The sequence below is a fragment of the Dyadobacter jiangsuensis genome, from assembly GCF_003014695.1.
GTDB classification, from domain to species: Bacteria; Bacteroidota; Bacteroidia; order Cytophagales; family Spirosomataceae; genus Dyadobacter; species Dyadobacter jiangsuensis.
This window is the reverse complement of sequence record NZ_PYAS01000010.1, coordinates 147,972-160,983: the sequence shown is the minus strand read 5'-3', so window position 1 is coordinate 160,983 and position 13,012 is coordinate 147,972. Positions and strand designations below refer to the sequence as shown.

Here is a 13,012-nt window from a genome sequence, read left to right as displayed (position 1 = left end):
CAGCAATGCTGATGGCCGCCGACGTTACGCGATAACCCTGGCGCCAACTTCTTTACACTACTACCCGCGTTTCGTCCTTCACCAACACCACCTTCCGAGCCGCTGAAAACGGTATCGCCGCCGAAATCAATACCACCACCGCCACCCCAGCCGTTACCAGCGTTCCATCCGTAGTCAAAAAGCTCAGAATGAAGAGCATGACTGCCGTAAAGAGCAGCGCCCCGGCGATCACTTGCAAGCCAAAACGGTTTTGCTTTTTAATTTCCAATGCCTCTTCCGGGTCCGCATTCTCGGCTACTTGCTTGCGCTGGTCTTTCGAAAGCATATAAATGTTGTATTCGTCAGCTGTCATATCCTTTGAACGTGCCCACAATTCGTAGGCGAGCAATAGCAATAGCGGAAGGCCGACACCCACGATCGTTTCCATGCCGCGCGAGAGCTTGAAGTCGAGCAGGAGCGGGGCGAGTGTTTTAAAAAACAGGTTTACACAGAGCCCGATACCGGTAATCCAGAGTGTCGTTCTGCCATTCAGCCTTTTGGAAAACAAGGCCCAAAGCGGCGGTGCGAGCAGTGGGCCACCGGAAATGGCCGAAATGCTGAGCACCACTTCTACAATGCCTCCTGCAGCGGGTACCAGCAATGCAATGCCTATCATCCCCAACCCGAAAAACCACGACGAGCCACGCGCAACGCGGATCAGCTGCTTGTCGGAAGCCGCCGGGTTGACCATCCCTTTGTAAATGTCATTGGTGAAAACGGCTGAAACCACGTTCAGTGCGGTGTTGGCGCTGGCCGAAGTGGAGAAATACATGCCCGTGAGCATCAGGCCTAGCAAGCCGGGAGGTAACACGAGCTTGCAGATCATGAGGTAGGCATTCTCCGTGTCCAGACCGGTGAGTGCGGGGTTAATGGCCTTATAAATCATCGGCGGAAACATCCAGATCACCGGGCTGATGAGGTATAAACCTGCAAAAAGAAATGCTACCTTTTTGGCTGACTTCTCGCTATCGACGCTTGTGTAACGCTGCACCATCGTCCAGTTGCCGCCGATATAGCAGATGTGGTAAATCACGAATGCGGCCACGAAACCGAGCGTGTATTCGCCATTGAGCAGGTTGAAAAAATCATCGGGGATATTATTCGTAAACCCTTCCCAGCCGCCGACTTTATTAAATGAAAGCGGCAGCAGAATGAATACCGCGGCGGACAGTACCACAAATTGCAGGATGTCGGTCACCATAACGGCCCAAAGGCCTCCCACAGCGGTGTAGGCGATCATGAATAGCCCCAGGCCAATCGTGCAGGGTACCAGCGGCAAGTCCAGTGAAGCACTTACGAGCTTAGCCACCGGATACAGCACCGAACCCTTGATAAATACCGAAACCAGCGTGAAAATGAATATGTAGGTCTTCTGGACCGTCGGCCCGAGCCGCTCGCGTATGAACTCGGCTGCGGTGAGTGCACCCGTCCGTTTCCAGCGCGGGGCGAGGTAAACAGCGGTGATCAGCGCGCCGATGCACATCGTCCATTGAATGGTAATGGCCACCCAGCCATGTTTGTAGGCAATGGAGCCCCAGGCCACGAAGGTACCGGCCGAGAAAAAGCTCATGAACAGCGAGAGCCCGCCGATAAACCAGGGCACGGCTTCGCCACCCGCGAAAAACGATTTAAGGTTGCGCCCCGTTCGGGCAAAAAGCATCCCAATGCCCATCACGAATGCGGAGAATACGAGAATGACAATGGTGTCGGTGGTATTGTTCATGAGGGCAGTTTAATAGTTAATTTGAAGCGTCCGGCTACCGAAGGCGGGCAGTTTAATATTGGTAATGGCCGCTTTCTGATTCGTTTCGGCCCATTTCATGGTTGCGGCAACGTTGTTTTCCGAAGCTTTGCCGTGATCGATTTTCAGGTTGAATGCCGTCGGCTGCGGGCTGTTGTTGAGCAGCGTCACGTAGTAAGTATTTTGGGTAGTAGATTTTGAAATAATGGGATCGATGGACGGGCTGTCCGCCACTGCGAAACCTTCTTTGATAATCAGGTTAGCCTTGTCGCCAAAGACATCACCCGGTGCGAAGCCGTACGTCTGGTGCGGGCCCACTTTTGGTGTTACAAAGCCCCGGGGAAATGTGACTTTGCCGTTGGAGCGCAATGCGGCTTCCGAAAGCAGGTAGTCGGTAATCCAGCCGATCTGCCACCAGGCATGGTGCGGGTAAGGGCCGGCTCCGCGGTTCATGGCGTTCCAGTAATAGGAAGCGACGCTGGTTTTGCTGTCCACAAATGCATCACGGCCAATGGCCGCCGCACGCGCCATATCGGCGAAGAACTGGTCTCCCGTAAGCTGATAAATGCGGATAAACATCCCCGCGTGACTCGCGAGCTGGATAGGTCCGTGCCGTGTGGCGGAGCCGAAAATACCGCCATGCTCAAAGCTGAGGCCGGTTTGGCTGATCTCCCAATCCTCGCGGGCGGTGCCATTCACGGTTTTAGGCTGGTGATCGGCAATAGGGTGCGTATATATGGAAGAAGTGTAGATTTTTGCGCAGGTAATGGCGGCGTCCTGGTACTTTTTGTTTTGGGTTAAATCAAATAAATCCAGCAATGCCTGTGCCGACTGCCCGGTGGCAAAGTCGGGTGCGTAGCGCGCGTCCCCGCATACGCCGAGGAAGGCGCCGGTTTCTACGGCGTTTTTGAGAAACCATTCGGCCCCTTTTTCGGCGGCTTTCAGGTATTTCTCGTCTTTGAGAATGCGGTGTGCCACGATGAGGCCATAAAATGTAGGCCGCACATCCTGAATATCCTTGAAAATCTCCTCCTCCGTTTTTCGGTCATAAGCCACGGCGAAGCTGCCGTCTTTGCGCTGCCAGCTCAGCAGCTTTTCGGCTCCGATCCGCAGCCGCTCTTTCAGTTCCGCATTATCCGGTTCGAAAAGGAGCATATTGCCTACATCGAGCATCACATAGTAGGTCAATGCGATAGGTTCAACGACCTCACCCCATTCTTCGACGAACTTTTTCTTTTTGGCTAAATAGTACTGGCCTTCGACAGCTCCTTTGAAGAATCCTTGGTCTGTTTGTTGTTGGACGAGTTTGAAATTCTCGGCTGGCGGCAGCACTTTTTGGGTCAGTTCGGGATCTTGGGTCGCATTGGCGAGCATCCACATGGCGCCGTAATCCGAGTTTTTCATCGCGTCCTTGTCAGAGCCCACCACGCCGCCGAGGTACGACTGCGCGCCGATTTGCTTGCCTTTGAACTCCTCGATGTTCCAGAGCGAGGTTTTCGGATCGGTGAGGTAATGGTGCATCTTTTCGATGCGGTCGGTCAATGCCTGCTTGCTCTGACGCAGTGCGAGTGTCTCGCGGAATTTGTAAATGTCGATAGCCGCATGTTTGGTAGCCTGGAACCAGTCGCCTGCGATAAGGCTATATCGGAAGGTGTAGGAAATTGATTGCCCAGGCTCCATTTCCGACTTTTCTTCGCCCAGCACCGGGTAGTATAGGGTAGGGGAAAGCTCCCCCTTGCGGTTCATGTGGGAAATTCCCAAGTGCCAGTCGATTTGCGTAATCTGGTCTTTCGCCCACGGGTCACGTGCGAGGCCTGGCTCAGGAACGACCGACAGCGTAAATCCATCCTTGCTGCTCATTAGCGGGCTCAGCGTGGAGGCGCACCGCTCGCGGTAAACGACCGGGCGGTCGGGTATCCCGTGGCCGTAGGCATAGGCCAGTGCAAAGTTCTTTTGCATAAAATTGCCTTGGAAGTAGCCCGGTACCGACACCCAACTCATTTGCTTCACCGGCAATGCGGCCAGCGTAGGCGTTGCGAGTGAGAAAAACCCCTTTTTTTTGGCATTCAGGGTCATCGTCACCAGAATATCCGTTGGGAAGCGGGGATCGGTCTTCCAATGCGAAATAACTGTTGCTACCTCGGTTTCGGATTTAAACTCCAATCCTTTGTTTTTCAGCTCACCCGTTTGAGGGTAGAAATGAAAGGCTTGCCCGGCCGTATTGAGCGCTACGCCAGTGGTGCTTTCTTTCCATTGCGTTTGCTGGTAATGGTAGGCATCTTCGGGAAATTTTCCGCCGGTAATTTTCTCAAAAGTTTCGGCAGATTCGGTCGAAGGTTTGGTTTCGGAATAGAGCAATGTGTATTCGCCGGAAGGAGGAATGGTCTTCGTCCAGCGGTCGTTTTGCTTCAAGGAAACCTCTTCGAGCTTCAATCCGCCGTCGATTTGGCGCCATTGTATGCGGATCGCATTGTTAGCTAACGACTTCACGACGGTCCGCTGGGCATGGGCCTGCAAAATGGTCAGAGTGCTGAGTAAAATCGGGAGTAGTAGGGTTATTCGTTTCATTTTTCCTGGATAAATTCTTTAATACCGTCGGTAGCATAGGACATTAAATGCCCTTCCTCATTGGTGTAAAGCATGTACACGTCGATATCTTTCCGGTTTTTCAAAAAGGTTTTGGTCGCTTCGGGGCCCATCACGAAGAAGGCAGTGTCGTAACCGTCGGCGGTCATAGCGTCGTTGGCAAACACGGTCACGCTCAGCAGCGGGGTTTGCTCCATAGAGCCTGTGCGCGGATCGCCCGAGCGCGGGTCGATGATATGGTTGTAGGTAATGCCGTTGCGGATAATGTGGTTGTGGTAATTGCCTGCGGTGGTCATGGCGCGGTCGGTGAGTGTTACCGTCGCCGCTAATGCGGCAGGTTTCAGTGGGTTTTCGATGCCCGTCACCCAGGCTGTACCCCCGTTTTTAGTCCCCGAGCACAGCACTTCCCCGCCGATTTCGACCATGAAACGATCGATACCACGGCTTTTCAGGAATGCACCGAGGATATCGACCGAATAGCCCTGCGCAATGCCATTGAAGTCCAGCTTCACGCCCGGTCGGCCTTTTACTTCGGCCTGATTGAAATCAATTTGTTTAAAACCAATGAATTGCAGCAATGAGTCTACGTTCACATTCTCCGGATCAACATTCTTTTTAAGCCCAAAACCATAAGCCTCCGAAAGCGGCATGATCGTCGGGTCAAAAGCGCCGCCGGTCGCTTCATAGATTTCTTTTGATTTAACCAAAACCTCATAAAACCACTGCGAACGGAACATATGCGGTGCATTCCCATGCTTTGCCCTTCTGTTGAATGCAGAAAGCTCGGAATCAGTACGGTATAGGGAAAGGCATTTGTCGAATTGAACCAAAATGGAATCGATCGAATGCTTGAAGTTGCGCTTTTGGACGTCGAAATAGCGGATGTGATACGTGGTGCCCTGCGCCTCGCCGTTAATGGTGATCATGGCGGTATCCTTCACCGGAGCCGCCATTGTTACCAACGGCAGCATCAGGAGAAGCGAGGATATTACTCCGGCAATATGTATCACAAGACTATTCAATGCAAAATCACGGTTGTGGGGCGAGCGTTTCGCCTTTGAGAATGCCGGTTAATTCAGGTAAATGGTCTTTGTACACGCCTCGGGGGCTGGTTTTGTATTTAGCCGCGATGTACGAGGCAAATCCCACGACTTCGCCCATCATCCCGCATGTGCGCATCACGCGGGTGCTCCCGAACGCCACGTGCGTGGTGCTGATGTTCCGGCCGGCCATGAAGAGGTTCTGGATGTTTTTGGAATAAAGACAGCGGTAGGGAATCGTGTAGGGCGCCACTTTGATGTGCTTGGTACCCGCGAAAAACTCCTGGCCTTCGAAGTACTTGCTGTTTTTGGCATCTGGAAAATGCAGGTCGATCGTCCAGGTGGCTGTTACCGAGCCGTCGGGGTAGAACTTGCCTTCCTGAATATCCATCTGGTTCAGGACATAGTCGCCGATAATGCGGCGCGATTCGCGTTTGCCGCCGATGTAAGCCACCCAGGCCAGGTCTTTCTTGCCGTATTTGGCCGCCTTATTCTTTTTCAAATAGGACCAGTTGCCGTAAATGGCGCGCAGGTTATGGTCGCGGATCTGTTCGGCCTGGGTAATCGTATTGAAATTGCCGAAACCGGTTTCCCATTGCCAGTCCGACTTCGGCTCGTCGATATGGTATTCATCTGAAAACTGCATCGCCCAGGGTGTCTCGGGAAAGGACGAAACCGTGTCGCGATCCACGGAAGCCCACAGATTGGAGGTTCCCAAAGTGAAATCGTCGCTCTTTTCCGCCGCCAGCGACTCGCCGGTTTCGGCTTTGCTTTCGCGGCCCATACGGAACTCCGCACCGGCAAGGAAACCGACCGTGCCATCGCCCGTGCAGTCCGAGAAGAACGAGCCGGAAAAGCGGCGTTCCTGGTTGGTGGCAATGTCGCGACCCACTACCGCCGTAATAATGTCGTTCTCTTTTTCTACTTTAAAAACGTGGGTGTTCAGGAATAGCGAAATGTTTTTTTCAGCTTTTACAATGGAGATTTTGCGCGCATCACCATATTCTTTCGCATCGGGGTTACCGTTGCCGGGGTCGCCGTTATCCATTTCGCGCACAATGCGGCCGAGCTTGGGATAATGGTTTTTGTCCACATCGCCCATCAAATGCACCCGTACTTCCGAACTGTTGTTACCGCCGAGCACGGGCCGGTCCTGGATCAGCGCCACGGTAAGGCCCATCCGCGCTGCGGAGATAGCCGCGCAAGTGCCCGCAATGCCGCCGCCTACCACCACGAGGTCGTACCGGCCGACATCCTGGGGTTTGTCGGTCAGGTTGAGGAGTTTCCTGCGGAATGCGGTTAATGCTTCCAGCTCATTCGGTGGGGTGAATTTCAGGTCGTCGGTGAAAAGCAATGCATCGCAGCGGCCATTGAAGCCGGTAAGGTCTTTCAATGCGAGCTTTGTGTTGGCATTTTTAATGTCGATCACGCCGCCATCGTACCATTTCCAGGCATCCGAGCCACTTTCACCGAAGGTTTGGCCTACGGACTTACCATCTACAAGCACCTGAAACTTGCCCGGCCCTTTCGGAAAAGGTGCCCAGTCTTTGGTGCGAACCCACAAATGGTACTTCCCCGTTTTGGGAAATTTGACAGACGTGGCGGCATCCTTCACCGGCCGGCCCATACCATGCGCCATGATGTAGGATGAATTCATGACCACGAAAGATTGCTGGTCGATCACCCAGCCGCCCTTGTCCTCAAAAGATTCTGTTTCAACAAAAACATGATTCTGGGCCAGAACCGGAAACATCAGAAATATTAAAACAATAGCTATCAGCAACTTCCTCAAATCCCCGGGTTGAAACCCGGGGCAAGGGGATTGAAACCCGGGGCAAGGGGATTGAAACCCGGGGCAAAGGGATTGAAACCCGGGGCAAGGGGATTGAATTGCCTCCGGTAATGTTGTCTTTGCAAATATTGCCGGAGGCAATTCACTATCTATTGCCCCGGACTTTAGTCCGGGGATTTGAAGGATGTTCATGGTTTCTGTAAGATTTTTTGGATTAGTAGAGTTTGTTCTTCATTGGCATTGGGCAGGCTGGATTGCAAGTTGGCTGCCAGTGAATTCGAGGTTTTTATGTTGCCGGTGTCCAGCTTTTTTAGAATGGCTATTTGCATGGCATAACCTGTTTTCTGATAGGTTTCCCAAAGCCAGTTCTGTCTTTGCTCCGTTTTGAAAAAATCGTTTCCGACATGTTGTAATGCATATTTGGCGATAAAGCCATTCTTGCCGGCGATAATCGTTTCAATATCCTTTTCAAAAGGCTTTTTCACCGTGCCGCCAGCATCCATCACTTTCGCCATGGCCCAGTATTGGTAATGATGATTTTTGCTTTCCAGAAACCGGTGGAGTAATGCGTCGCTCGAATAGGTTTCGATGATTTTCTGCATTTCGGGTACCGCTTTGCCGTATGCAATATGCCAAAGCGTGTAGCAGGTATAGACCGCCCCGTCGATCACCTGGTTTTTAATGGTTTTCAAAGTGGCGCCGGCTTTTGCATCGACGGAGTCTGTCAGGTTATCGGTGCCTTTGGCGATCAGGTCCTCCATTTTGAGGTCTGCGAAAATGGAGTTGTTCTGGGCGAGAATGTCCTGCAATTTCTGATAATCCTCTTCCTTGAATTCATCGTGGTCGACTTTCGTCAGCACTTTGCCTTCCGGCAGGTCGTAGCGTTCGTAGTTGCCCAGCAGGTCCCAATAAAAATTGATATACACCGGTTTGCATTCATTGGTATAGCAAACCGGTGTGAAGATATTTCTGAAAAAGTATTGCGGCTGTCCCTTTTCGTCGAGCGCGAGTTTCAGGGTGTAGCTGAGTGTATCGTTCTCGGTGATTTTGTATTCACGAATGCGACCTTCCCGGTTTGGGGAATTACAGCATAGTGAGAACAAAAGCATTAGTTGAATCATTGTTTTGTTTATCGTTTTGGCATCGTAAGGAAGCCCCTCCGGGGCTCAGCGGGAGCCTCCTTATGCACCCGTGCTACTTCCAGTCAGGGTTCTGTTCCAGCTTCGGATTCGCATTGATTTCGTCCTGCGGAATAGGGAAATACTTGTTTTTGGCGGTGACGTTACGGGTCGGGTAAACATCGTTCACGGCTTTCGGGATCACGGTCAGGAATTTGCCGGTACGGGTGAGATCATACCAGCGGTCGCCCTCGGCGAAGAACTCCCACGCGCGCTCCTGCAAGACCGCGTCGATGAATGCGTCTTTGGCGAGGCCGGTTTTCAGGTCCGCCAGGCCTGCACGTTTCCGCACAGGATTGATGAAATCGTAAGCAACCGCCGTAGCGCCGTTCAGCCGCGCCTCGGCTTCTGCCGCGATGAGGTACATATCGGGAAGCCGGAAGATCGGGATGTTCGGGATCAGGCCGACCGTCGAAACAGGATCCTGATACTTCTTGATCAGCACGCCTTTGGTAGTAATCGGCGTAATGCTCTTTTGCGGTACAATAGCGCCAGCTTTATTTACATAGTTGGTATCCAGCAGCGTGCGTCGCTTATCTGCGGGATCAAACGAGTTGAAGAAAGCCTGGTATGCAAACATCGAACCGAACGAAGTGCGGGCAAACTCAGGGCCGGCGCTTCCCGGAGGGCCGCAAAGCCCGGTGAGCTGGTGCCCAAGGCCCGGAGAAACGGGGTCGGCTTCATAGGCCCACATATTCTCGACACGTGATGCGTCTTCCTTGTCGTATTTGTAAACATCACGGACATCCGGAACCAGCGAATATTTGCCGGAGTTGATCACCTCTTTGGCTTTTTCCAATGCTTTGGCCCAATCCTCATTATAAAGCGCTGCTTTCGCGTATAATGCACTCACGACCTCTTTAGCAACACGTCCCTTGTCGACAGTCGGGTACGACGGCAGTCCGGCAGCTAATGCCTGGTCGAGATCGGCATAAATCTGTTTGTAAACATCGGCTTTGGGGCTTTTGGCAGTCAATGCTTCCTCCTCGGTGTAGCTCGGGGTGATTTTAACCGGAACATCTCCGAAATTCTTAGCCAGGAGCCAGTGGTAAAACGCCCGCAGGAAATACGCCTCGCCGATGATCTGTTTCTTACGGGTTTCGTCCATATTCGCGCCGGGTACTTTGGCAATCACCCAGTTGGCCTTTTCGATACCGTTGTAGCATGAGGCCCAGATCTGCTGAGGCGATTCGTTGGTCCGTGCGTTACTTTTCTGAGTCGTGTAATTCACGTCGTAAGTGAATAACGTCAGCGTGTTACGGCCTACTACCCCGCGCGGGTAGGTCTGGTCGTCGCTGAAATCTGCGATGAGCGTTAGCGCGGGGCCGCCGCCCAGGCCGCCCAATGCGCCGTAAGCTGAGACCAGCCCTTTTTCTGCGTCAGCAGCCGTTTTATAGAAATCTTCCGTGTAAATGGATGAATAAATCGTTTCGTCCAGCTGGCAGGAAGGAGCGAGCAGCGCGATGCCGGCAGCGCTGAGGTATGTCGTTATTTTTAGTAGCTTTTTCATATCAAATGGGACTCCAAGAGGATTTTGCGTGGATCAGAATGTAACCTGGATACCACCCAGGAATGATTTGGACTGCGGGTATACGAAGTTGTCGACCCCGATTACCGTATTGGAACCCGCGTAGGTATTTACCTCAGGATCATAGCCGCTGTATTTGGTGATTGTGAACAGGTTATTCGCGCTCACGTACAGGCGGATGCCTTGCACACCCTTGAACCGCGGCACCGTGTAGCCCAGCGTCAGGTTTTTGCAGCGGAGGTAAGAGCCGTTTTCCACCACATAATTGGAAATAGGCAGCCGGCCCCCCTGGAAACCACTCACGTACTGATTGCTGGGATTGGTCGGCGACCAGCGGTTGGCTACCCCGGCCAACAGGTTGCGCTGGCCCAGCGGATTTTCGAACGACAGACGGCTGGCGTTGTAGATATCGTTGCCCTGCGAGCCCGATACGAATGCGGCAAGGTCGAAACCGGCGTAGGATAGGTTAGTGGAAAAACCGTAGATGAACTTAGGGTTCGGGTTGCCCACGATAACCTGGTCCGCTGCGGTTATCTGGCCGTCACCGGTTACGTCCTTTACTTTGTGACCGCCCAGGCGGCCGTCATAACCTGGCAAAATGGTTTCACCGGTTTGATTAACACCGTCGAAAACATACGTTTTGAACATACCGAGCGGCTGTCCGACTTTGAGGATCGTGTAGGTTGTCATGAAGCGCTCGGTGGTAATGCCGCCATCCAGACCGAGCACCTTGTTGCGGTTGATTGTCGCATTGGCTGAAACGTCCCATTTAAGTTTGCCATCCAGAATACGTGCATTCACCGCCAGTTCGAGGCCTTTGTTTTGCAGCGCGGCGAAGTTTCCGGTAATGGCGCCATAGCCCGAGCTCAGCGGAAGTGTTTTCACATAAAGGAGATCATCCGTTTTCTTGTGGTAAACGTCAGCGATAATGCTGATCCGGTTGTTCAGCAGGCTGATGTCTACGCCGATGTTGGCTTGTTTCGACCGCTCCCAGCGCAAATCCGGGTTAGCGATGCCCGTCGGTTCGATACCTGTTACGTAGGTGTGGTTAATCATGTAACTGTTGCCGGAAGCCACCGTAGCAAGTGACTGATAAGGGTCAATCCCGCCTGCATTCCCCGTGATGCCGTAGCTACCGCGCAGTTTGAAATCGGAAAGCCAGCTGATATCCTTCATAAAAGGCTCCTCGATGATCCGGTAAGCGGCTGATACCGCCGGGAAAACCCCGTATTTATGATTCGCCCCGAACTTGCTCGAACCATCGGCACGGGCGGTGACGTCGATAAAGAACTTGTCCTTGAAGCCGTAATTCACACGCGCCATGTAGGAGTCGAGTCGTTGGCTGCTCCTGCCGCTGCTGATGGTGCGGGTTAATGCGAGCTGCATTGCTTCGTTTCTGGTCGCATCATTCGGGAATCCCGTCGCATTCATTGTGTTGGAATTGCCTTGTTCAAGCTGCGTACCAAATACGGCAGTGGCTTTGAAAGAATGGTTTTTAGCAAAAGTGGTGCTATATGTCAAAATGCTTTCATGAAGCAATGCCAGGTAATTGGAATTCGCTTTGGTACCGGAGCCGGAATTGTCGTTCAGGTCGCTTTTGTTGACGATCGAACGCGGCGAATAGCCGTCGAAAAGCTCGCCCTTCTGGTCGATGTTGAACGACGCGCGGTACGTAAGCCCTTTGAAAAGCGATACTTCGCCGTAAATGTTGGCCAGCGTCCGTTTGATTGAACGTTTGTTGAGGACCGCCGAGAAATTCAACGGATTGACAACCTCGCGATACTGGCCGCCGGCTTGTTCGCCGAAGGGGAAAATGGAGCCGTCGGCACGGTAAGGTTGCAGGGTAGGAGGCGCTCCGATTGCCGCTCCGAGAACGGAAGAAAGTACGGCGCCGCCGTCACCGATGTTGGTACCGCCCGTCTGGATACCGTTCGAAATGGAGTAGCTGCCCAGGATGCTCGTCCCTACTTTTACGTTTTTACTAATGCGGTGGTCGAGGTTCAGGCGGTAGGAATAGCGCTGAAATTGAGAGCCGATCAGCGTCCCGTCCTGGTCGAAATAGTTGAGTGATATAGCCAGTTGCGTCTTTTCGCTGCCGCCATTAATCGAAAGCTGATGGTTTTGAATAGGGGCTTTCCGGAAAATCAGTTTTTGCCAGTTCACGCCCTCGCCGAGCGACGCCGGATCCGGGTAGTAATTGTTCTTAAATACTTCGTTTTCAAGCTGGGCAAACTGTGACGCATTGAGCACGTCCAGTGTCTTATTCACCTTTTGTGAGCCATAATAGCCGTCATATGTTACCCGTGTGGTCCCATTTTTACCCCGTTTAGTAGTAATCAGGATTACGCCGTTGGCAGCTCTCGCTCCATAAATAGCGGAAGCGGATGCATCTTTCAGGACTTCAACCGACTCAATGTCATTGGGGTTGATAGTCGAAAGCGGGCTGACGTCGGTAATGCCGCCGCCGTTCGATATTTGAATACCGTCGATGACGTATAGAGGCTCCGAGGAACCGTTAATGGAGTTGGTACCACGGATACGCACGCTGATGTTCCCGCCCGGAGAGCCGGAGTTCTGGTTGATCTGCACCCCTGCTACACGTGCCTGCAAGCCCTGCGCGATGTTTGCGACGGGCGTTTGCACGAGGTCTTCCGCCTTCACGGAGGCAATGGAGCCCGTTGTTTCGACTTTGCGCTGTGTACCGTAGCCCACCACGACCACTTCTTCCAATGCTTTGGTGTCGGTTTTGAGCGAAACGTCAATGGTCGAGCGGTTCGATACGGCCACCTCTTCTTTCAGATAGCCCAGGAATGAGAATACGAGCGTCGCATTACCCGCCACATCGATGGAGTACACACCTTCCGCGTCTGTAAGTGTTCCTTGCTGAGAGCCTTTGACAGTCACGCTTGCGCCGGGAATCATTTCGCCCTTTTCGTCGGTCACTTTGCCTTTCACTGTCACGTTTTGAGCGAGCAACGACTGCGTAATGCCCAGGCACAGGAGGCTGAGCAGGAACAAGTCACGTATTTTTTTCTTCATGTAGGTAAAAATTAGGGTTTGATTCAAAATGGTAAAATTGAAATAGTACAATTTTGTAACACTGAAACG

7 protein-coding genes are annotated in these 13,012 nt (G+C 52.6%); all 7 read right to left on the bottom strand.

The window, feature by feature from the left end; genetic code table 11:
- Positions 1–52 precede the first annotated feature (52 nt).
- On the bottom strand, positions 53–1,762 hold the full coding sequence (locus tag CLV60_RS20830; protein WP_106597312.1) for a sodium:solute symporter family protein: 1,710 nt from the start codon (positions 1,760–1,762) through the stop codon (positions 53–55).
- A gap of 9 nt (positions 1,763–1,771) precedes the next feature.
- The gene (locus CLV60_RS20825) at positions 1,772–4,348 is read right to left on the bottom strand and encodes a glycoside hydrolase family protein (protein WP_106597311.1); all 2,577 of its coding nucleotides are present in this window, start codon (positions 4,346–4,348) and stop codon (positions 1,772–1,774) included.
- The gene (locus CLV60_RS20820) at positions 4,345–5,376 is read right to left on the bottom strand and encodes an FAD:protein FMN transferase (protein ID WP_229211069.1); all 1,032 of its coding nucleotides are present in this window, start codon (positions 5,374–5,376) and stop codon (positions 4,345–4,347) included. Before CLV60_RS20820 ends, CLV60_RS20825 begins: the two co-directional genes overlap by 4 nt.
- Before the next feature lie 19 nt (positions 5,377–5,395).
- Positions 5,396–7,159 (bottom strand): FAD-dependent oxidoreductase, encoded by a 1,764-nt coding sequence (locus CLV60_RS20815; protein ID WP_374755654.1) that lies wholly within the window; start codon positions 7,157–7,159, stop codon positions 5,396–5,398.
- Between the two features lie 227 nt (positions 7,160–7,386).
- On the bottom strand, positions 7,387–8,319 hold the full coding sequence (locus CLV60_RS20810) for a hypothetical protein (RefSeq protein WP_106597309.1): 933 nt from the start codon (positions 8,317–8,319) through the stop codon (positions 7,387–7,389).
- Between the two features lie 73 nt (positions 8,320–8,392).
- On the bottom strand, positions 8,393–9,886 hold the full coding sequence (locus CLV60_RS20805) for a RagB/SusD family nutrient uptake outer membrane protein (protein ID WP_106597308.1): 1,494 nt from the start codon (positions 9,884–9,886) through the stop codon (positions 8,393–8,395).
- Between the two features lie 33 nt (positions 9,887–9,919).
- Positions 9,920–12,943, bottom strand: coding sequence for a SusC/RagA family TonB-linked outer membrane protein (locus tag CLV60_RS20800; RefSeq protein ID WP_106597446.1), 3,024 nt, complete (start codon positions 12,941–12,943; stop codon positions 9,920–9,922).
- Positions 12,944–13,012: the final 69 nt, after the last annotated feature.